The 21,300-nt window shown below is 49.5% G+C and carries 17 protein-coding genes; 3 read left to right on the top strand and 14 right to left on the bottom strand.

Annotated elements, in window-relative coordinates; all coding sequences use genetic code 11:
- The first annotated feature begins 1 nt into the window (after position 1).
- The 3 genes from pseF to pseI are packed head-to-tail and all read left to right on the top strand — an operon-like array spanning position 2 to position 3,280.
- Positions 2-706 (top strand): pseudaminic acid cytidylyltransferase, encoded by a 705-nt coding sequence (pseF, locus tag ABEA14_RS02210; protein WP_345338181.1) that lies wholly within the window; start codon positions 2-4, stop codon positions 704-706.
- Positions 706-2,238 carry a UDP-2,4-diacetamido-2,4,6-trideoxy-beta-L-altropyranose hydrolase gene (pseG, locus tag ABEA14_RS02205; RefSeq protein ID WP_345338180.1) on the top strand — a complete coding sequence of 511 codons (1,533 nt, stop codon included), beginning with the start codon at positions 706-708 and terminating at the stop codon, positions 2,236-2,238. Before pseF ends, pseG begins: the two co-directional genes overlap by 1 nt.
- Positions 2,231-3,280 carry a pseudaminic acid synthase gene (gene pseI / locus ABEA14_RS02200; protein WP_345338179.1) on the top strand — a complete coding sequence of 350 codons (1,050 nt, stop codon included), beginning with the start codon at positions 2,231-2,233 and terminating at the stop codon, positions 3,278-3,280. Before pseG ends, pseI begins: the two co-directional genes overlap by 8 nt.
- Positions 3,281-3,352: 72 nt before the next feature.
- On the opposite strand, the gene ABEA14_RS02195 is transcribed toward pseI, so the two are convergent.
- The 14 genes from ABEA14_RS02195 to flgE all read right to left on the bottom strand — a co-directional run bounded on the left by ABEA14_RS02195 (position 3,353) and on the right by flgE (position 21,285).
- Positions 3,353-5,392, bottom strand: coding sequence for a motility associated factor glycosyltransferase family protein (locus ABEA14_RS02195; protein WP_345338178.1), 2,040 nt, complete (start codon positions 5,390-5,392; stop codon positions 3,353-3,355).
- Between the two features lie 123 nt (positions 5,393-5,515).
- Complete coding sequence (gene fliD, locus ABEA14_RS02190) at positions 5,516-7,063, bottom strand: flagellar filament capping protein FliD (protein WP_345338177.1); 1,548 nt, start codon at positions 7,061-7,063, stop codon at positions 5,516-5,518.
- A gap of 12 nt (positions 7,064-7,075) precedes the next feature.
- Complete coding sequence (locus ABEA14_RS02185; RefSeq protein ID WP_345338176.1) at positions 7,076-7,474, bottom strand: flagellar protein FlaG; 399 nt, start codon at positions 7,472-7,474, stop codon at positions 7,076-7,078.
- A gap of 98 nt (positions 7,475-7,572) precedes the next feature.
- The gene (locus tag ABEA14_RS02180; protein WP_345338175.1) at positions 7,573-9,315 is read right to left on the bottom strand and encodes a flagellin N-terminal helical domain-containing protein; all 1,743 of its coding nucleotides are present in this window, start codon (positions 9,313-9,315) and stop codon (positions 7,573-7,575) included.
- Between the two features lie 237 nt (positions 9,316-9,552).
- Positions 9,553-9,939: a hypothetical protein gene (locus ABEA14_RS02175; protein WP_345338174.1), complete on the bottom strand. Its 387-nt coding sequence runs from the start codon at positions 9,937-9,939 to the stop codon at positions 9,553-9,555.
- A gap of 129 nt (positions 9,940-10,068) precedes the next feature.
- The gene (locus tag ABEA14_RS02170) at positions 10,069-11,817 is read right to left on the bottom strand and encodes a flagellin (protein WP_345338173.1); all 1,749 of its coding nucleotides are present in this window, start codon (positions 11,815-11,817) and stop codon (positions 10,069-10,071) included.
- Positions 11,818-11,967: 150 nt separating this feature from the next.
- Positions 11,968-13,284, bottom strand: a complete 1,317-nt coding sequence (gene flgL, locus ABEA14_RS02165; protein ID WP_345338172.1) for a flagellar hook-associated protein FlgL — start codon at positions 13,282-13,284, stop codon at positions 11,968-11,970.
- Positions 13,285-13,294: 10 nt separating this feature from the next.
- Positions 13,295-15,304 carry a flagellar hook-associated protein FlgK gene (gene flgK, locus ABEA14_RS02160; protein ID WP_345338171.1) on the bottom strand — a complete coding sequence of 670 codons (2,010 nt, stop codon included), beginning with the start codon at positions 15,302-15,304 and terminating at the stop codon, positions 13,295-13,297.
- Between the two features lie 29 nt (positions 15,305-15,333).
- Complete coding sequence (gene flgJ, locus ABEA14_RS02155; RefSeq protein ID WP_345338170.1) at positions 15,334-16,398, bottom strand: flagellar assembly peptidoglycan hydrolase FlgJ; 1,065 nt, start codon at positions 16,396-16,398, stop codon at positions 15,334-15,336.
- Between the two features lie 10 nt (positions 16,399-16,408).
- Entirely contained in the window at positions 16,409-17,500 is a 1,092-nt protein-coding gene (locus ABEA14_RS02150) for a flagellar basal body P-ring protein FlgI (protein WP_345338169.1), read from the bottom strand.
- A 15-nt stretch (positions 17,501-17,515) separates the two neighbouring features.
- A complete protein-coding gene (flgH, locus tag ABEA14_RS02145; protein ID WP_345338168.1) occupies positions 17,516-18,184 on the bottom strand; it encodes a flagellar basal body L-ring protein FlgH in 669 nt (222 codons plus the stop codon).
- A gap of 16 nt (positions 18,185-18,200) precedes the next feature.
- A complete protein-coding gene (flgG, locus tag ABEA14_RS02140) occupies positions 18,201-18,989 on the bottom strand; it encodes a flagellar basal-body rod protein FlgG (protein WP_345338167.1) in 789 nt (262 codons plus the stop codon).
- A gap of 26 nt (positions 18,990-19,015) precedes the next feature.
- Positions 19,016-19,777 (bottom strand): flagellar basal body rod protein FlgF, encoded by a 762-nt coding sequence (locus ABEA14_RS02135; RefSeq protein ID WP_345338166.1) that lies wholly within the window; start codon positions 19,775-19,777, stop codon positions 19,016-19,018.
- Between the two features lie 173 nt (positions 19,778-19,950).
- Positions 19,951-21,285, bottom strand: coding sequence for a flagellar hook protein FlgE (flgE, locus tag ABEA14_RS02130; protein ID WP_345338165.1), 1,335 nt, complete (start codon positions 21,283-21,285; stop codon positions 19,951-19,953).
- Between the last annotated feature and the right edge of the window lie 15 nt (positions 21,286-21,300).

The following is a 21,300-nucleotide window of genomic DNA, read 5'->3' as shown; positions in this document are numbered from 1 at the left end:
AATGAGTTGCGTTGCAGTTATTCCTGCTCGTGGCGGAAGTAAACGTATTCCCCGCAAAAATATTCGCCCGTTTGCGGGTCTGCCTATGCTTGCCCACGGGATCAAAGCAGCACATGAAAGTGGCCTGTTTGATGAAGTCATGGTGTCTACCGAAGACCCGGAAATAGCGGAGGTTGCCAAGCAATGCGGTGCAGTAATCCCATTTATGCGGCCAACATCACTGGCTGACGACTACACCGGCACACAGGCAATTATGAAACAAACACTGGAAGCCTATGGTCAGCAGGGGAGAAGCTTCCACCATGCCTGCTGTATCTACGCTACCAACCCTTTTCTTAAGCCAGAGTTTCTAGCGTCAGGCTTGTTACAACTTCAGAAAAATGCCACCAGGTATGCGTTTGCCATCACCAGTTTTCCTTTTCCCGTCCAACGCTCTCTAGTGTTGGATAGCGCTGGTTGCGTATCTCCCGCGCATCCAGAATACACAATGACACGCTCTCAAGATCTGGAAGAACACTACCATGATGCAGGCCAGTTCTACTGGGGAGACAGCGATGCGTTTCTTACAGATCTACCGCTTTATGCGCCTCACAGTAGCGGCGTTATCATTCCTCGCCACTTGGTTCAGGATATTGATACCGAGGAAGACTGGACTCGTGCTGAATTTATGTATCAAGCGCTTCAACAAGCGGGAGAACTGACTTGATGCTGGCGCTGTTTCGGTGTGATGCGTCAATCAGCATCGGAAGTGGTCACTTTCATCGTTGCCTGACCCTGGCAAAACAACTGCAACAATATCAAGTCGAAACACTGTTTGTGATCAGGGAATCAACCCCTGCCACTTACCAGTCGTTACTTGCACAGAATCATCAAGCATTTTTAACCATCGCGACGACTGAGCAAGACAGCGAGCAAACCGACCTTTGTCTAACGCGAGATGCCTTTTTTAATTGGGCCAGAGCCAACAAGGTGGCTGCGCATTGTGATTGGCTGGTGGTTGATCACTATGAGTTGTCATCCTCATGGCATAAGGGCGCATATGTATTAGCCAAACAGGTGATGGTCATTGATGACCTCGCCGATCGCCCACTCAATTGCGATTTGTTGCTCAATCAGAACGTCAATGCGACACCGAGGCAATATCAGCCATACGTTAGAGAAGATTGTGCCTGCCTGCTCGGAACCTCTTACGCTCTTTTAAGACCGGAGTTTCAGCAACTAAGAGAGCAGGTGCTGCCACGAAGAAAACAGCCTCTCCCTCAAAAACCACAGCTGCTAATCAGCATGGGAGGGGCCGATGAGTATCGATTTACTGAGCAACTCATCAGAGCTCTGATAGAGAATAAACTCTCGGCTGATTTCAATATGCGGATCGTCATTAGCAGCGCCTATCCATCGATAGCTGAGCTAAAACAGATTCTCGACAATATCAGCAACGCCGAATTGATTATTGATTGCAAAGGGATGGGTCAGTTAATGGCAGACTCAGATATTGCCATTGGGGCCGCAGGAACAACGAGCTGGGAGAGGTGCTGCCTTGGGCTTCCTACGCTGCTGTTCACCATGGCTGATAATCAAGTGGCGATCGCCGAGCGCTTGTCGGAAAAATCGTTAGCAAACTATCTGGGAGATCTGCGTACGCTCTCAACTAGTGAGCTTTCCTCACTGTTATCGTCTGCGCTATCGAACGTTGATCAACTGCAGCAGCTGGGGCTAGATAGCGCTGACTATATTGATGGTAAAGGCGTGTCACGGGTGGTAAATAAAATGCTGGCACTCTCGCCTGAAAGCTTTTGTTTTAAGGCAATAGAAATGGCTGATGCCGACCTGCTATTTGAGTGGCAATCGGCACCCGAAACTCGAAAGTATGCCCGCAGCCAAGTTGCACCAAAATACGATGATCACCTACGCTGGTTGTCCAAGCAATTAGCCGACACCCATCAATACCTGTTTCTAATGATGTCGAGCCAAGAAGCCGTCGGCTATCTGCGATTAGCACCGATAGAGACACCTCAAAGTGGCTTCGAGATATCCATATACACAGCGCCTGGACATTACGGCAAAGGTTACGCCATCAACGCGTTAACCTTAGTTGAAATGGGATTTCCTGACTTATCCCTGCTCGCGTATATTTCAGAACACAATGTGGCATCGCAAAAACTATTCAGGCGTGCCGGATATCAGCCGATAGATAATGTTCCCGGCTGGTACAAAAGAGAGAAAGAGACAGATGAGTAAAGAGATAGTGATCGCCGGCCGAAAAATTGGCCCAGACCACCCTCCCTATATTATTGCCGAGTTGTCAGCCAACCATAATGGCGATCTGAACAGAGCCCTTCAGCACATCGAAGCGGCCAAGGCTGCAGGCGCTGATGCGATAAAGATCCAAACGTACACTGCCGACACCATGACCATAGAGTGTGATAAACCCGAGTTTAAAATTGAGGGTGGCTTATGGGACGGCTATTCCCTTTACCAGCTCTATGAGGAAGCACACACTCCTTATGAGTGGCATCAGGCCATTTTTGAAAAAGCACGAGAGTTAGGTATTACCTGTTTCAGTAGCCCTTTCGATGAAACTGCGGTCGATCTGCTGGAATCATTGGATGCGCCCGCTTATAAAATCGCGTCATTTGAAGCCGTGGACCTGCCCCTAATCCGGCGTGTTGCAAGTACCGGAAAGCCGATGATTATCTCCACCGGCATGGCCAATCTGGCTGAAATTGAAGAGGCTGTGCAGGCAGCAAAAAGTGGCGGCTGCGATCAGATAGTTTTACTGCATTGCATCAGTGGCTATCCAGTCCCGGCAGATCAGAGCAACCTGCATACAGTGCCAGACCTTGGGAATCGCTTTGATGTGATTAGCGGCTTATCAGATCACACACTCGGCACCACGGTGTCTGTTGCCTCAGTAGCATTGGGCGCAAGTGTGATTGAAAAACACTTCACCCTAAGTCGGGAAGATGTGGGACCTGATTCGAGCTTTTCTCTGGAGCCGGCGGAGTTGGCGCAACTGTGTAACGACACAAAAACAGCGTGGCAGGCACTGGGTAAGGCGGGCTACGAAAGAAAGCCTGTCGAAGAGGCTAACCTGACCTTCAGACGCTCGGTATATGCAATAAAAGATATCGTTGCAGGTGAAGCTCTGACTTCTGAAAACATCAAACGGATCCGACCTGGATTTGGATTGGCGCCGAAACATTACCCTGAGCTGTTGGGAAGATGTGCCAAAACCGATATCGAGCGTGGCACGCCACTGAGTTGGGACTTGATAGACTAAATAATCCCCGCGACAACAGTGAAAAAGGCGACCCAGAGGTCGCCTTTTTACTACCGGGAATACCCCTTACTATTACTTCACTTTCAAGGCTAGCTCTTCCAGCTCTTTTTCCAAGCCTTTAAAGATTGTCTTCATCTCTTTGAAGTAACGTACAAACAGCTCAATCCCTTCCGTGACAAACTGGTTGCGAAGGTCGTTATTTGGGATCATATGCATGTAACCCAGGATGGTGATCTGAAGGTAAGTCATACTACCTTCAATCATCCTTACCGATGGGTTGTCCTGCCCACCGACGTGCTTTCTAAGCTGCAGGTGATTTCGCTGGAACAGATCAAACACATCGTTTTCTGCCCAGTCGATCTCAAGAACGTCGTCATCTGCGAGGAAGTTGAGCAGTTTGCGAATAGTACGCTGTCGCTGTCGGAAATTGTCATACAGCATCTCGAACGTCACAGGCTTCTGTACCCTGGCTTTGGCGATCCATTGGTCAGAATCGAACGGAGTCTCAGGCGCCTCTGGCAGCGAAATATCTTCTATTTTACAAGGGGTCGCACCTTCAATTCGCGCACCGTCGGAGGTGTTAAAGAACTCCATGCCCTCCCCTTTAATTCGGATCACCAATTCAAGTACGTGTCGGCACCAATCGAAAACGGCACTGGTTGATACCATGTCGCGGAAGTTACCTTTCACGCGTTTATGGGCACCTGAGCCCCCTTTCTCAAACACCCCCTTAAACTGGCCATAATAGGCACTTGCTTTGGAGTGGTGATACTCAGGGTCCACATAGCCCACATCGACACCAAACAGATAAACCTGTGGCGCCTTGAAGTGGATCGCCAACGCCATGGCGGCATTTGATACCGTTGGATTTGAGTTAAACAGGTGAAGGTACTGGGCAAAATCTTTAAACAGCGTCACGCGCGCCAGTTCTGTACCCACATCATTCGGCTTAAAGAACAGCGTCGCTTCTTTGAACTGGCTAACGACGCCCGGTGAAAGTGTATTCATACCCACCAGGTGAATGTCCTTCAAATAGTCACCTTGAGGATCAACCTCTCGGATCCAATCAGCCAGATACTCGACGCGCTCAATTTCAATATGGATGTGCGGTTTAATCCCCGCATTGTGCAGCGTCTTCAACGCCGTACCACAGGAGATAACAATGACCTCGTCGCGGTGTTGTTTGATGTAATCCAGAGAGTAATCAATCGATGGGCCATTGGCACAGATAAACACGGGCCGGTCGAAGCCATGTTCACCGACATCATTGGCCATCAGGTTACAGCCTGCAGCCATATTCTTCATGGTATGGCGGGTCGAAATCACCTCATCCTCGAAGAAGCCAAACCCAGCATAGAAATTACTTAAGTTATCAAAGAAACGACGCAAGCTTTCATCGGCCGTTTTGCTGTCATAGTGACGATAGATCGGCAACGCACACGACTTGAAGATACCGATTTTAAACATCACTTTTTGAACGGTATGAACAAACTCTTCCTGACCACACCCTACCAGTAGCGTGATGCCTTTATTCTGACTGGTAAAAGTATCAAATAGCTGACGGTAATCTGTCACATGCAGCGAAGCGTAGAAAAGATCATCGTTCGGCTCATAAATAAACAGGTGGCCAATCTTGTCAGCCTGTAACTGGATCTTCTCTAGGTGGTAGCCGATCCCTACTCCCAAAACGGTAAAAAACGGAAACCAGTGATAAGGTTCGCGTACTCCCGCTTCCACCGCTTTCTTGGCGTAGCCTTCACCCATGTCCACCAACTCTTTGAGCAGGTTAGCGTGACGAAATAGCTTCATCGACGCTTCCCAGCCCTGCTGGCTCAAGCGGTAAATCCCAGTAACCGGGCGGTCAAAGTATTGTTTCGCTTGCTCTTCACAAACCTGCTTGGGGTCACCGTCATAAATAAAGCCCTCTGCGCCGCAGATATTAAGGCGCCCCATGGGATCCATCTCCAGTCCCATGCTTTTTGGTTTATAAGTTTCGAACTTTTCTGCCAGGTGAGGAAAGCGTTCCTTTAAAAACGCCAGGTTCTTGGTGAACGTAAGGTTAAGCACCTGTCTGAGCAGGTTAAGACTGTTTTTATCTACCTGAATCGCCATAGAAGGCTCCCGAATAGCGATGGGCGTCTTAGCAGCGCCAAAATATTGATTATCAAAGAGCATAATGCAAAAAGAGCACCATAAAGGTGCTCTCTGCCTAACTCTTTAAAAGTGATTAGGGTGTTAGTCGTTGCTACCAGCCACGCCTGGCAGATTCTTGAACTGCTGCTCAAGGTATGAGCTGGTATTATCCAGCTGAGCAGAAATCGTATCCAAGTATAAAAATTGGTTATAAAGCTGGGCTTCGTAACGCGCAATCATCTCATCGAAGTTGGTTTGTTCTGTATTCAACTTTTCGATTGAGTCGCTGAACGAAGAGGATTTGGTCTGCAGAATACCACCAAATTTTTCGTACTCGCGAACCAGATTGTTGAGCTTATCAGCCACACCATCTGAAGACGCGATCACATTGCCATCAACATCTTTGGTTTCGAATCCGGAGAACACCTCGCTGATCTGCTGGAAGTTGTTTTCCAATGCATCATCAAGCTTGGTTTCATCAATCTTCAGTGTCCCGTCAGTTTGAGTTTCAATGCCCAATACTGACAAGTTCATGGTGGTGCCGTCAGACGTGGTTACCGGGTCGGACAGCGTCGCACGGAACTGGTTGATCATGGTTCTGATCGTGGCATCAGAGGACAGAACGCCTTTCTCTCGCTCCATCTGCTGCTGCTCGCGCTCTTCTTCTGTTAGCGCCGTGCTATCGTCATCTGAAGAGCTGCTGTCTACTACGTTGCCACTGCCATCCCGATTAATGAAGGTAAGGTTATCAACCACCGTCATCATCTGGTTGTAGGCATCAACAAAAGATTGGATTTTTTCCTTCGTACTTTCTTTATCCAAAGACAGGTTGAAAGTATCACTTTCACCCGCAGGATGAGCCTCTTTAACAGAGATGGTGACGCCTTCAATCGCGCCCTCAAACTTGTTGGTATCAGAGGAAACTTCCAGGAAACCGTCAATCTTGATACGCGCATCTTGCGCCGCAGAGGTTTCCTGCATATTGGCGCTATAGTTAGTGTCGTATTGAAGACGTGACAGGCCATTGGCATCAGCTACTCCATCCACGTCAGTCACGGCGATCTCAATGGCATTAGCCTCGCCGGTATTCTTGCTGGCAAGTGACAGATTTACACCGCTGTCCGTGGTAACAATAGTTGCGCTGATGCTCTCGCCAGCGATGTCATTAATTTTGTCTTTAACGTCTTTTAGGGTATCGGTGGCACTTACCTCAATGGAGTAAGTTTCGCTGCCAACCGTAATATCCATCGTACCCTCGCCTACTGGGTCGAACTCGCCAATGGCAAAGTTCGAAGTAAGCTTGTGGGCCTGAGCAGTCTGCATCACTTCGATGTCATAACTACCCTCAGTTGAGCTGGAATCACCCGTAACGGTAAACTTTTGCTCTTCAGGCTCTTTGCCGTTGGCAAAGGTCACTGAGCGCTGATTAAAGGTATTGTCGAGCTTCAGTTCAAACAGCGTGGTCTGCCATTCGCTCAAAGCGCTACGCAATGAGCCAATGCCAGAGATCTGATTGTTAAAAGTCGCAATTTTGGCATCATTTCGTTCCGTGAAAGGTACTTTCCGTACATCTACCAGTCCTTGAACAATGCCGTTAACATCGAGTCCAGAACCGATACCGGGTACGCTAATGGTTGGAAGATCTGCCATAATGTTGTGCTCTTAAATTTCAGTGTTCAGCAACAAACCGTTCGCTTCAGATAGCCTGACGGCAAGTTTTAGCATCTCCTCGGAAGGAATTTGCCGCAACAATTCGCCGCTCACCTTGTCTTTTACCGTAATCACGTCCCTACCGGACGCATCGTCTACAGTGAAGCTTAACGACTTATTAAACGATTGAACAAACTCTTGCAGGTTCCGCGCCATCTCTTCCAATCTCTGACGCTCAACCTCTTGATCCTGCTTTAGTTGTTGGGCTTGCTCCTGAGTCTTAGCAGCCGCCTGAACTTCTTCAGGTTTTACTTCTTGTACTGCAGTCGCCTCAGACTGCGCGGGATTTACCGCTTCAGGTTGATTACGTACTTGAGGACCGGACGCAGTTTGAATACCTTCTACGCTCATAAAAATTCCCCCACTCACTTTTACTTACCTGAAATGGCCAAACGGCAAGGAAGACCTAGATCTCCCTTGCCGTTGTCCTTTCCTATAGTTTAGTCCGTTTAGCCAAGCAGACTCAATGCGGCCTGTGGCAACTGGTTAGCCTGAGCCAACACAGATGTTGCAGCCTGAGTCAGAACTTGGTTCTTAGACAGTTCCGCAGTTTCTGAAGCGAAGTCAGTATCGCGAATACCTGAGCGAGAGTTCGAAGCGTTCTCACTAATGTTGCTCAGGTTAGAGATTGTGCTGTCAAGACGGTTCTGAACCGCACCCAGTGATGCACGCTGGCTATCGATGTACGCAAGAGCACCGTCGATGACTGATACTGCTACCTGTGCGCCAACCGCTGTGCTGATGTCGATGTTATCGACAGAGTCCAGCTCACTCAGCTCAACACCTGAACCCAGAGAGGCGTTCTGCAGCAGACCAGTAGTGAGGTTACTTGCGCCTGCCTGAGTATTAGCCTGCAGGCTGAAGTCACCGTTTGCAGTCAGGCGGATAGTTCCTACAAAGTCGGCTGCACTATCTGTGGTCGCTGTCGCATCACCGATGGTCGCGCCAGTCGCTGCTACCAGGTTACCGTAAGAAGCGATGTTAGCAGTGTCGCTGGTGTCGCCTTCAAACTCGTAAGTAGCCGCGTCGATACCCATAGTACTGGTTAGGCCAGTCAACTGCAGGTTGTCGATCTGGATGTTGTCACCGCTTTCGCTGGTCAACAGCAGACGACCATCATCGGAGATTGTTGCGCCTACACCTGTCTCATCAGCTACAGCGTTAATCGCATTGGCCAGAGAAGAAAGGTCTTCAGTGTTTGTAATATCAACCTTAATTGCGGGTGCAGTCGCCAAATCGTCGTTTGAACCACGCAGGTTGAAGGTCAGGGTTGCAGTACCAGTCAGTGCACCACCAAAGGTGTTGATTGTACCGGCTGAAGTAGCAACCTGTGAGCCACCCGCAGTGTAAAAGTCCAGAGCAACTACGGTACGCGCATCAGCACTTACACCTGTTGATGTGGCCTTATCGTTGATTGCTGAAGCAACATCTGCAGCGCTGCCGTTACCGTCAACGTTGATAGTTGCCGTACCCAGCTCACCAGTGATGTCCACAGTGTTAGCACTGTTAGCCAGAGTTGTACCACCGAAAGAAGCGTCAGCTGTTGCAGCAGTGTTCACACCGATACCGCCCAGACCGATAGTAGAAGCAGAGCCTGCTACCAGTGATGCTGTACCTTCAGAAACGGCAACAGCAGTGAAACTACCACCAAGCTCGGTCTTAACCAGCTCGTAGTTTTGCGCACCCATTGACTCAGTTTTGAATGAGTTGATAGATACTGCAACGGTTTCGAATGCCTGCGCACCCACTTGGAAGCTTTCTGTACCGAAAGAGCCGTCAAGCAACTTACGGTCACCGAAAGTGGTGGTTTCAGCAATACGGTCTAATTCAGCTTGCAGCTGGTTTACTTCTTCCTGCAGAGCTCCGCGGTCGGAGTCTGAGAATGTACCGTTAGCAGACTGGATTGACAGGTCACGCATACGCTGCAGGATGTTAGTGCTCTCCTGCAATGCACCTTCAGCTGTCTGGGACAGAGAGTTTGCATCGTTTGCGTTACGAGTTGCGATGTTCAGACCATTGATCTGAGAAGTCAGACGGTTTGAGATTTGAAGACCCGCTGCATCGTCAGCTGCACTGTTAATGCGCAAGCCAGATGAGAGGCGTTCGAAGTTTGTACCCAACGCGCTGTTGGATTGATTCAAATTACGCTGCGCATTAAGCGAGGAAACGTTCGTTTGAATTGTGAGTGCCATACCAAATTCTCCACATACTCTAGCTTGACGCTAAGTGAAACTGTTTTGTTGTTCACACTCAGTAACGGCACCGCGGAGAAAAGCTTTAGAGTTTTTTATAAAAAAAATGAAAAAAGTTGTTCACAACTCCATCACCGACAAAACATCACCTTAATATTCAATAAGTTATCAATGTTAAAAAAGTTGACAAAAAAGGCGCCATGTAGGCGCCTTTAATAAAATTTTGGGTGACTAAGATCACACGGTGGTATCAACAAACTGACCCAAAGGATTAACTGAAGGTTGCTGTAATTCACCGTTTTGAGCGCGATCGAGCACTTCAATGGTGGCTCGACGCTGGTTGATGTTTTGAGATGCCTCGAGCACATCGGCACCAGTCAGGCCACTGTCGCCAGAGCTACTGGAATCACTCGACGCATTTACAAATGTCTCAATGGTCTGCTGCTGGGTATTTCGCTGCTCAACTGCAACGACAGCCTGACGTGTAGCATCCCTACTCTCCTGAACCTGATCCGCCGCTCCTGGGGCTTGCTCGGCAACCTGTTGGCGCTGTTGAAGCTGCTGTTGATTACGAGCAGGATCTATGGTCGCGAACGACGCCGCAGCGCCTGTATCGATTTGCATAGAGAGATCCTCATCACATATTTAAGACAAGTATAGCTGCAAAGCGACTGGATAAAAACTGACCAAGCGCAAAAAAGGGCAGCACGCTGCCCTTTTTGGTTCGGTGGATTACCGCGACTAAGTGAGGCTTTAACCACCCAATAGTGTCAGTGCAGCCTGCGGCAACTGGTTAGCCTGCGCCAGTACTGATGTACCAGCCTGCTGCAGCACCTGGTTCTTCGACAGCTCTGCCGTCTCAAGTGCAAAGTCAGTGTCACGAATACCTGAACGTGATGCCGACGCATTCTCTGAAATATTGGTCAGGTTAGAGATGGTACTGGACAAACGGTTTTGGACCGCACCCAGAGATGCACGTTGGCTATCAATGTAGGCCAGTGCACCATCGACGATATCAATTGCCACCTGGGCACCAATTGCCGTGCTGACATCGATACTATCGACACCTTCCAACTGACTCAGCTCGTCCACACTGCCCAATGAAGCATTCTGCAGCAAGCCCGTCGTTAGGTTACTCGCACCTACTTCGGTGTTTGCAGCCAGTGCATAGTCACCGTTTGATGTCATTCTTACGGTACCCACAAAATCAACCGCACTGTCCTGCGTTGCCGCAGCACCACCAATGGTAGTGTCAGTGCGCGCAACAATTTCACCGTACGAGAGGATATTGCTGTTGTCAGTCAGGTCACCTTCGTATTCGTAGGTAGCCGCATTGATACCAACGGTTGAACCGGCACCAGTTAACTGCAGGTCATCCATCTGAATCGTATCACCACGTTCAGACACCAGCAGTAATCGGCCGTCAGGCGCAACAGAGGCTCCGATACCCGTTTCTGTCGCTACAGCATTGATAGCGTTAGCCAGTGCTGAGAGATCTTCGGTACTGGTCAGATCCACCTTAATCGTCGGCGGCGCATCAGTTGAATCATCATTCATTCCGCGCAGCGCAAAAGTAATGGTCGTAGTCGCTGACAATGCACCACCCACGGTATCAATGGTACCGTTAGAGTTGGTCAGCGTTGCTGACGATGCGGTGAAGAAGTCCAGCGCAACAACGGTACGGGCATCTGCATCAACACCTGTCTTAGAGGTAGTTGATTGAATAGTACGCTGCAGATCATAGGCACTGTTGTCTCGATCGACATTGATCGTACCTTCACCCAGCGGACCTGAAATTGTCAGCGTGTTGTTACTGTTAGTGAGGCCGGTATCACCCAAGCTGTGATTCAGCGTGGCGGCAGTATTAATACCGATACCACCCAGTCCAATCGCAGTAGCAGAACCAGTAACGATACTTGAAGTCCCCTCGGAAGCAGCGATAGCGGTAAACGAGCCACCTATTTCTGCTTTTTGCAGAGAGTAATTCTGAGTTCCCATGTCATCAGTAAAGAATGAGTTTACTGAAACACTTACGGTCTCGAATGCCTGGGCACCCACCTGGAATGACTCAGTACCAAAACTACCATCCAGCAATGGTCTGTCACCAAAGGTGGTGGTTTCAGCAATACGGTCTAATTCGGCTTTGAGCTGAGCGACTTCGTCTTGAAGCGCTGCACGGTCAGAATCAGAGAATGTACCGTTAGCAGACTGAATAGACAGATCACGAATACGTTGCAGGATGTTTGTACTTTCCTGCAATGCACCCTCAGCAGTCTGAGACATTGAAATACCATCATTGGCATTTCGTACCGCCACGTTCAGACCACCGATCTGCGATGTCAGTCGGTTAGAGATTTGCAGACCTGCTGCGTCGTCCTTTGCACTATTGATCCGCAGACCAGAGGATAGCCTTTGAAAGTTGGTCCCCAGTGCGTCGGATGACTTCGACAGATTCCGCTGCGCGTTCAATGATGAAACATTGGTTTGTATCGTAAGAGCCATCTTTAGCCTCCAGCTGATCCAGGCATCCGGGTTGTTTTAGGTTGCCGGATCACCTGTCAAAAAATTGCCTGTTTTTCAGTCAGTGTATTTAAAGCAGATTACGTGCCAACTTTAAATAACCATTAATTTCAGTATGTTAAGCCGTTTTTCTTATATCAAGTTGAAGAGAGACAGATTCTGCACCTGGGTAAAGGCGGATTGTGCCGCCTGCAGGGCAACTTTTTGCCGCTCGAACTCTGTGATTGCCTCGGTGTAATCCAGGTCTTCCAGCGCTGAATTCGCTGTTTTCAACGTCAAGATGTACTCTTCGTTGACGTTCTCCTGAGTGGAGACAGTATTCAGGCGTGCACCGATGGTGCCGCGACGGCTGGAAACATGGATCGCTATCTGATCGATGTCGTCGATCAAGTGCGCAACATCGATCTGGCGTTGCTGCTTGCTTAGGTCATCTGCATTGATGCCGTCTTCGTTTGGACTGCGCAGCCAATTGATCACCTCTTGCAGGGTTTCGAACATGTCGACCTTTTCCTGCGAATTAAGCGTCAGGCTGTCGCCAACATTCGGTTCGCCATCGATCTGCATTTCGACACCGTTGAAGGCGTACTTCTCTCCCGGCACAAACGCTGGCGCAGGCGCGGGAGCTGGCGGTGGTGGATAAACTTGTGCGCCAGTAGAATCAAACACTGGCACTGGGTTAGGTACCGGCAAGGTGGAATCGAGGACCTCGATTTCAGGCTCGCCATCGCCATCTGAATCAACAAAGTTCACCGTGTAGGGTGGTGGAAAAGCGGTGGTGTCATGATTGGCGCGATCAACGATCGACGCATTTTTGACGGCGACACCGCCGGTGTTGGTTACAACACCTGTCGCATCACGATAATCAGGACGAAAATCACCTGTACTGCTCGGCGCTTCCTGGAAGATCTTTTGACCAGAATCGCTGGTGGCAACTTTAACGCCATCACCCACGGTAGTGAGGCGCTGCCCATCGTCACCGTAGTAAATCACTGACCCATCAGGTTGTTTAGCGAAAGGCTGCGTTTCTGTCTGATAACCGGCAAACACGTAGTTGCCGCCTTCGTCACGGGTATTAGCCAATGCTAATAACTCGTCATAGCGCGCCTCTAACTCTTCAGCGATCGCTATGCGGTTTTCCTGCGTGTAAGCACCGTTGTTGCCCTGCAACGCAAGATCCTTAATTCGGAACAGAAGATCTTCGGTAGCTTTTAAGGAAGTCTCTTCCGCGCTGATGCGAGAATTCGCAAAATCGACATTACGCTGATACTGCTCGGTGGTCGTTACTGACTGCTTGAAATTCAGAATAGAGTTGGCCGCCACTGCATCGTCTGATGCATTGATGACTCGTTTGCCTGAACTCAAATGCAGGATCGACTCATTCACATCAAACTGCTTGGTGGTGATGTTGGTGGTATTGGTTTGATAGAAAAGAAAAGTAGAAACTCGCATCACCTACTCCTTAGCGCGCCGACTGCAAGATGGTATCGATGAGTTCACCTGCCACCGTAATGATCCGAGCAGCAGCGTTGTAGCTTTGCTGAAACCGGAGCAAGTTGGACGCTTCTTCATCCAGGTTGACACCAGAGATTGATTGCTGACGCTCTTCCGCCTGGGTGTAGAGCGCCAACGACGTGCTGTAGTTGATCTCCGCGGTTTGAGTGGCCGCACCGACCTCAGTCACTAAGCTCTGGAAGTTATCGAACATGGTGGAACGACCATTGTTCAGCACCTTGGTGGTCTGTAGATCGGCCATCTTAATGGCGTTCTTGTTGTTACCTGTGCCGAACACATATTCAACCGAGAAACTATCTGGTGCATTTGGCAGTTGCCCTACCGGGTCGCCGGTGATCTCGATATCAAAACTCTGGCCAGGGGCCAGGGGCACATTGATAGAAACGGGTTGTGCCGTCGTGTCATACGCAGCGGGTAAAGCAGAGAAAAGCGCACCACTGCTGTCATAGATTTCTATGTCGTACTGGGTGCCACCGGGGACTGCCACTGGGTTAACAAACTGAACCTCGTATGGGAATGCCAGCGCTCCGACATTGAAGTTATCAATACCGGTGACATTGGTTATGTTGACGGAGCCGGTGCCGACGTTCTTTTCGTTGGGCATCACTTCAGCGATGGAGGAAGCGGCTATCCGCTCTGGCTGGTCAATCTCGACTCGGATATCAGCAGCACCACTGGCCGTAGGCTGCAGTAAGAAAGTATCACCATCACCCGGTGCACCACTCTCTTCGTTAAAATCAATACCTTCAAAACTGAAAGAGAAAGGCGCAGCACCACGAACCACGGTTTGATTGCTGCCGGTATTGAGGTTTGTAATGGTGTAACTATTGGTACCGAGATCGTATTGAACTTCGTAGTCATCACCGGTCAGTTGGTTGATGTCATTGATGGTGACATTACCAACCACGTTACCGGTATTCCCGGTGTCATACTTCATTCTCAAACGAGCCACTTCGATATCGTTGATATCTCGAAACAGGTCGTTACCCACATTCCCGTCAAGATCCAAGCCCTGTGACTGCTGCTGGTTAAAGCTATCAGCGACCGCGATAGCGGTCTTGCCCAACTCATTGATCGCGTTGCGAAGGGAGTTGTCTCGGTAATTGAACATGGCACCAATTTCGCCACCCATGCGCTCACCGCGCAATGGAACTACACCACCGCTATTGTTTGATAGAACAAGTTCGGTCTGTTGAGGGTCTGGGTTGCCCTGAACCACATCCAGTTGGAATGAATTAACCTGGGTAACCAGCGTCTGGCCATTGCCAATAAATACCGTGATAGAGCCATCACCGTTGTCTACGGTAGAAGTAGTTGTGTATTCAGAGAGTTCTTTAACTAACTGGTCTCGTTTATCGAGCAGGTCGTTTGGCGAGTTGTTAATACCATTTGCTTCTGCCGCAATAATGTCGGTGTTCAATGCGGCAAGTTGTTGCCCAATCTCAGTGATACGATCAGCCACCACCTCAATGTCTTCATTCAGGCTATTGAGCTGATTCTCCAACGTTGTACGAATCGAATTGAAGTTGAATGCCACAGAGTCAGCATTGGAGAGCATGACGTTTCTTACACCCACATCATTGGGAGTATCCACCACGCTGTTAACTGCAGAGTAAAACTGGTTCAGTGAAGAACTAACGCCAGAACCAACTTTGGAGAGGAGTTCATCCAACTCACTCATTTTCTGGCCAAACATCTCGGCGCCAGAAAGGCGGCTTTGATTAAATACTAACTCTTGGTAGGCAAACTTGTTGAAGGTGCGCTGTACGTCATTAACCTGTGTACCAGTACCGAAATAGTTACCACCTTCCCACATAGCAGGAGTAGCACCCTGGACCACGCGCTGGCGCGTGTATCCCTCGGTATTCACGTTGGCAATGTTGTGGCCTGTTGTCGACAGCTGTTTTTGCGATGACAGTAAACCACTGACACCTAGCTGGTATAGATCGACAGCCATAAGACCGCTCCTTCAAAAAATCAGTTTACTTACAGCAGGGAGTTAACCTGCTTGAGTACGCCCATCACCTTGTCGGCATATCGGGGATCCGTCGCGTACCCGGCTTTTTGTAGTTCTTGCAAAAAGCTTGCCGAGTTTGATGACTGATTTATGGCGTCCTGATATCGAGGAGAGTTTTGAAGGAATTCAACGAAGTCATTGAAACTGGCAGCGACACTGTCATACGCTCTGAATGCAGCGCGCTCTTTTACTGCAACGCCCTGCTCATACTCGAGAGTATTAACGGATACACTATCGCCAGACCAACGTTGATCAGCTTTAATATTGAACAAGTTGTTGCTGCTTGAACCATCCAGCCGCTTGATGGCTTTCTGGCCCCAGCCGGTTTCCAGAGCCGCCTGCGCAATCAGTACGGTGGGTGATGTGCCAAGTGCTTTTGCGGCTTTCTCCGCATAAGGCATGACAGATTGAACAAACGCCTGCGGTGACGAAAAGTCGACACTTTCCAAGAAGCCAGTAACGGTTGATGATTCTTTTGCTGCTGCCTTCTGTTCTGTCGCCGGAGTCGACAATTTGACAACGTCTACCGCAGCTTCACCACGGTTCACCTGAGGTACACCCGCGCGCATATATTGATCAAGAGGCAAACCCTTGCCCTCTTTGCTGCCGCTAAGAATGCCACTCAGATTACCACCGGCCAGTGAGGTCACCATTTGGTCATTGCCAAGGTTGCTATCTGCAGTCGAACGTACCGCGGAAGAAGGCATAAAGCTTTTGCCATCAGGGCGTAGCTGCTGAACCATGATCTCGGCCAGGCCAAATGCGCCACTTTGACTAAGGTCCTGCGACATCTGCTGGTCAGCCATATTTTCATAGAACTTGGCGTAACGGCTGTTAAACGGGCTATCAGATTCAAATGCTTCGTTAGCCTGACGCATGCTCGAAATAAGCATTTGCACGAACATACCTTCAAATTGCTTGGCAACCTCATGAAGTGCTGCGTCTTCGTTCTTTTGAGCACTCTGGCGCAGTCGGTCCAGACCTTGAATATCATGGACTTGGCGACTCGTGGCGAAGCGATCTGAATCAATCATCCTATAGGCCTTAGATAATGATCAGCTGGCCACGAAGAGCGCCGGCTTGTTTCAGCGCTTCAAGAATAGCCATGACATCTGCGGGTGCTGCACCTACCGCGTTTATGGCACGAACCAGATCGTCCAGCGTAGCTCCCGGATTGAAAACAAACATGCGGGAATCATCCAGAGCGACATCAATCAGGCTCTCTTGGGTAACCACAGTTTCACCGTCAGAGAATGGGCCCGGTTGCGACACATCCTGGCTTTCTGCGATCGTTACCGTCATCCCACCGTGAGTAATAGCTGCAGGTAGCAAGGTGACATCTTTGCCTATAACTATGGTGCCGGTACGTGAATTAACGATCACCTTGGCCGATTCATCGGCAGGCTTAACATCGATGTTTTCAAGAACCGATAAATAAGCAACACGTTGGCTGAGGTCTCGTGGCGCGGTGACTCTGACACTGGTTGCATCGATAGCGCGAGCTGTGCTGGGACCAACCAGTTCATTGATCGCATCAGACAGGCGTTTAGCAGTCGTGAAATCCGGGCTGTTCAGGTTGAAGGTCAGGTAATCTCCCTGACCAAACATATTGGGAACTTCTCTTTCAACAATCGCACCATTGGGAATTCGACCGACCGTAGGCGTGTTACTGATAACCTGAGAGCCATCGGCACCGGAGAAACCGAAACCACCAACAACCAAATTACCCTGAGCAACGGCATATATCTTGCCATCCACCCCTTTCAAAAAGGCTTGCAGCAAGGTTCCGCCGCGCAAGCTCTCTGCACTGCCGATAGAACTTACCGTAATATCGATCGTTTGGCCTGGCTTGGTAAATGGCGGCAAGTCAGCATGAATAGCTACGGCAGCAACGTTCTTAATCTTTGGGCGGGTACCTGGCGGCAGGTTAATACCGAAGTTACTCAACAGTGTCGCAAAACTTTGCTCGGTATAACGTGCTTGCTCACCTGTACCGGTTAAGCCGACCACCAAGCCATAACCCACCAGCTGGTTGTTTCTCACCCCTTGGATGGTGGTGATATCTTTGATCCGTTCAGCTGACACAGTGCCACTGACCGCAGCCAACAAAACAAGTAGTAAGGTTCTAAGCCACATAACTTACCTCCCCAATTAGAACGGCCAGATGGGGCTGTTGAAGAATTGTGTCAACCAACCTGGCGTTTGGGTATCGTGAGCAGAGCCTGTTCCACTGTATTGGATACGCGCATTTGCCACCTTGGTAGATGCGATATTGTTGTCAGCAGTGACATCTTCAGGACGAATAATGCCGGTTAGACGAATGTACTCATCCCCCTGATTAATCGTGATCCACTTTTCACCGCGAACGACCAGATGGCCATTAGCCAGAACCTGAACCACACTGACTGAGATTGCACCCAATAAAGAGTTGTTCTGGTTAACCTTGGACTCACCTTCAAACTCAGTGGTGTTATCAATGCCGACGTCCAGGGTATTGCCACCAATGGTTACCGGTCGGCCAAACATAGTAGGTGCCAGATATTCAACAGAGGTCTCTTTATCGAGCTCACTCTTGGCGCCCTTGTTGGCCTTGGTGTTTTCAACCAGATTGACGGTGATAATGTCGCCAATACGGCGCGCTTTGATATCCGAATAGAGATTCTGTGCTGTCACATCCTGAAACATGGAACCTGTCAGCACCATTTGGGCTTCAGGCATTTCAGGTATGAGGGGCGCATAGTATGGGTCATCCGGCTGCACCTGATAGACAGAGCCACACCCTGTCAGTCCGAGCAACACTAGTGGTAAGAGCTTTTTCATAACGTTACCCACCCACTTAAAGGTTCTGGTTGATGTAAGACATCATCTGGTCAACCGCCGAAATTACCTTAGAGTTCATTTCGTACACCCGCTGACTTTCGATGAGGTTTACCAACTCTTCAGTTACGTTAACGTTGGATGTCTCCAGCATGCCCTGACGAATAGAGCCAAAACCATCCAGGCTGGGAGTTCCTTCAGTTGCTGCGCCACTGGACCCAGTTTCGAGATATAGGTTTTCGCCGATCGGCTCCAGGCCGCTAGGGTTAACAAAATCAACGATAGTGACATTGCCTACGACGACGTTGTCAGTGCTGCCGGGCTGGCGAACAGATACCTCTCCATCGACTGAAACCGTCATGGATTGTGCATCTGGCGGCAGCGTGATGGCTGGCTGCAGCTCGTAACCAGCACCGTTGGTCACCATCTGGCCGTCTTCATTCAACGTGAACTGGCCATTTCGGGTGTAGGCGATATTGCCATCAGGCAACAGGATCTGGAAAAAGCCACGTCCCTGAATGGTCCAATCCATCGAGTTATCAGTGGTCAGTAGGTTACCCTGGGTATGAATCTTCTGAGTCGCTGTAACCTTAGCGCCTGCGCCAAGCATCAAACCGGTAGGCAATTCGGTATTTGCCGACGATAAGCCACCGGGTTGATTAATAGTTTGATAAAGCAGGTCCTCAAAAATCGCACGGCTTTTTTTGAAGCCAACAGTGCTGGCGTTCGCCAGGTTGTTGGAGATCACTGAGATATCGGTCTGCTGGGCATCGAGGCCTGTTTTACTGATCCAAAGTGCGGGATTCATAATGCTAACTCCTTACTCTTCAGTGATTAGCCAAGACGCAACAGCTGATCGCCAGAACGGTCGATATCTTCTGCTGTTCGCATCATCTTAATTTGCATTTCAAATTGGCGTTGAAGACTGATCATTGTGGTCATCTCGCTGACCGCATTGACGTTACTTCCTTCAAGAACACCACTCATTAACTTGACGTCGATATCTGCTGGCGCAATGGTGGAACCCAACGGACCAGGCTCTTTCAGCCGGAACAGACCATCCAAACCTTTATCCAGGTTGGCGTTGTCTGGACGAACTAATTTAATTCTGCCTACCGCTGCTATCGCGTTTGGTGGTGCGCCTTGCGGCAGAACCGATACCGTGCCATCACCACCCACTTCGATCTTTGCATAGGGCTGAGGTACGAAGATGGGGGCGCCGTCATCACCGATCAGCGCACGCCCCATGCCGTTCTCGATCATACCTTCGGGTGTAATTCTCAGATCTCCCGCTCGGGTATAGGCCTCTTGGCCTTCAGCATCTTGAACCGCCAGCCAGCCATCGCCCTTCACGGCGACATCAAGAGAGCGGTCGGTGGTCATCAAAGATCCGATCCGATAACTGGAGGCAGGATTCTCTGTCATGGCAAAAACCCTGGTCGGCATCCCTTCACCAAACGCTTGCATGGCTCTGGATTGCTCGAGGTCTGCTTTAAAACCCGTAGTCTTAGCATTCGCCAAATTATTGGCATGAACACCTAAGGCCTGAAAATTCTGCTTAGCGCCGCTCATGGCGAGGTACATCATGCGGTCCATAGGAACCTCAGCGTCAAAATAAATACTATCTGACGTTGAATTTGCAATTGGTGTGCCAGAACTTTAAGCGTTTGATATGTAGGCAGTAAAAAGGTAGGGAAGAGAACTGCCAAAAGTAAAAGGCAAAAAAATGCCGCTCATATTGAGCGGCAAAAGAGACCGGCTTAGATCAACTATCGGATCTGAAGAATGGTCTGGGTGATAGTGTTATTAACTTCCAATGAGCGGGAGTTGGCCTGATAGTTCCGCTGACCCGTAATAAGGTCTACCAGCTCGGTAGTCAGGTTCACGTTAGACTGCTCCAGCGTACCCGACAGAATACGACCGAAAGAACCCTGATCTGCCTCACCGGCAATGGGATCACCAGAACTCTGCGATACTGCCCAGGAAGTATTACCCACAGGCGATAAACCTTGTTCATTGGCTACACGCACGACAGCAACTTTACCAAGAGGCTGGGTTGTGCCGTTACTGTAGGTAGCATTTACCAAGCCGTCAGTACCAATGTCGACGGAAGTTAGGCGGCCTACCGTAATACCATCCTGTGACAATGCCTGAACCTCAAACGCCGCAGCAAACTGAGTGGGGTTATTGTAGTTAAGCGTGATCGCCTGGTTGACGTCCGCACCATTCATATTCACACCGGCACCTGCTGGTGGCGCAACACCTAATGGTAATGTAGTAACCGGGTTGCCACCGTTAACAGACGCCACAGTACCATCGGCATTAAAGTTCATATAGACGCCAGACTGACCATTGGCACCCACCGGTTGTGTTGTCGGTGCAGGTGGCGCCACAATATCTACAGGTACAGCACCGGTATCATCGGTTACCGTAGTAAACATGGCCCATTGGTTAGCGGCGTTAACATCTTTCACGTAATAGGTGGTTTGGACATAACTCTGTCCCAATGAGTCGTAAATAGTCAGTGACGTCGCATTGTTATAGGTCGTATTGTCTGTTGGGTCGAAGTTTGCTGGATCCAGTGGCACCTCACTCGCAGGCAAGTTCAACGTGATATCCACATTCTGTGTCGCCTGGGGCTGACCGGCTGAAGATGGGATCTGTAAAGGGATCGTCGAGGCTAATGCAACTGAAGACACTGTACCATCAGGGTTTACTGGGAACACCCGCAAGAACTGGCCAGCGGAGTTCACCATAAAACTATTTTCGTCAAGCTTGAAGGCCCCTGCTCTGGTCAGGTTTACATCCAAATCTTCTGCATTTGCGGAGGTAGCAAAGAAACCACTGCCATCAATCGCTAAGTCCAGCGAGTTATTTGAAAACAGAAATGAGCCCTGAGAAAACTGCTGTGCCACGTCAGCGGTTGTCACACCCTGACCCACAGTTGTTCTCGAGTTTGAGAAAACACTTGAGCTGTAAACATCGGCGAATTCAGCGCGCGACTCCTTAAACCCAAATGTGTTTACGTTCGCAATATTGTTCGCGGTGACGTCAATATCTTTCTGGGCAGCATTAATACCGCTCAACGCAATGTTAAAAGACATAATTCTTTACTCCCG

Source organism: Corallincola platygyrae (genome assembly GCF_039544265.1).
Classification (GTDB): domain Bacteria; phylum Pseudomonadota; class Gammaproteobacteria; order Enterobacterales; family Neiellaceae; genus Corallincola; species Corallincola platygyrae.
Note: the sequence above shows the minus strand (reverse complement) of the source record. Positions and strands in the feature narration are given on the sequence as shown.

Excerpts from the sequence above, each read along its gene's own strand:
- pseF (WP_345338181.1), top strand. The coding sequence starts at position 2 with ATGAGTTGCGTTGCAGTTATTCCTGCTCGTGGCGGAAGTAAACGTATT.
- flgG (WP_345338167.1), bottom strand. The coding sequence starts at position 18,989 with ATGAATCCCGCACTTTGGATCAGTAAAACAGGCCTCGATGCCCAGCAG.
- ABEA14_RS02175 (WP_345338174.1), bottom strand. The coding sequence starts at position 9,939 with ATGCAAATCGATACAGGCGCTGCGGCGTCGTTCGCGACCATAGATCCT.
- ABEA14_RS02150 (WP_345338169.1), bottom strand. The coding sequence starts at position 17,500 with ATGTGGCTTAGAACCTTACTACTTGTTTTGTTGGCTGCGGTCAGTGGC.
- ABEA14_RS02195 (WP_345338178.1), bottom strand. The coding sequence starts at position 5,392 with ATGGCGATTCAGGTAGATAAAAACAGTCTTAACCTGCTCAGACAGGTG.
- flgL (WP_345338172.1), bottom strand. The coding sequence starts at position 13,284 with ATGCGAGTTTCTACTTTTCTTTTCTATCAAACCAATACCACCAACATC.
- ABEA14_RS02135 (WP_345338166.1), bottom strand. The coding sequence starts at position 19,777 with ATGGACCGCATGATGTACCTCGCCATGAGCGGCGCTAAGCAGAATTTT.
- flgJ (WP_345338170.1), bottom strand. The coding sequence starts at position 16,398 with ATGATTGATTCAGATCGCTTCGCCACGAGTCGCCAAGTCCATGATATT.
- fliD (WP_345338177.1), bottom strand. The coding sequence starts at position 7,063 with ATGGCAGATCTTCCAACCATTAGCGTACCCGGTATCGGTTCTGGACTC.
- flgH (WP_345338168.1), bottom strand. The coding sequence starts at position 18,184 with ATGAAAAAGCTCTTACCACTAGTGTTGCTCGGACTGACAGGGTGTGGC.
- pseI (WP_345338179.1), top strand. The coding sequence starts at position 2,231 with ATGAGTAAAGAGATAGTGATCGCCGGCCGAAAAATTGGCCCAGACCAC.
- pseG (WP_345338180.1), top strand. The coding sequence starts at position 706 with ATGCTGGCGCTGTTTCGGTGTGATGCGTCAATCAGCATCGGAAGTGGT.
- ABEA14_RS02185 (WP_345338176.1), bottom strand. The coding sequence starts at position 7,474 with ATGAGCGTAGAAGGTATTCAAACTGCGTCCGGTCCTCAAGTACGTAAT.
- flgK (WP_345338171.1), bottom strand. The coding sequence starts at position 15,304 with ATGGCTGTCGATCTATACCAGCTAGGTGTCAGTGGTTTACTGTCATCG.
- flgE (WP_345338165.1), bottom strand. The coding sequence starts at position 21,285 with ATGTCTTTTAACATTGCGTTGAGCGGTATTAATGCTGCCCAGAAAGAT.
- ABEA14_RS02170 (WP_345338173.1), bottom strand. The coding sequence starts at position 11,817 with ATGGCTCTTACGATACAAACCAATGTTTCATCATTGAACGCGCAGCGG.
- ABEA14_RS02180 (WP_345338175.1), bottom strand. The coding sequence starts at position 9,315 with ATGGCACTCACAATTCAAACGAACGTTTCCTCGCTTAATGCGCAGCGT.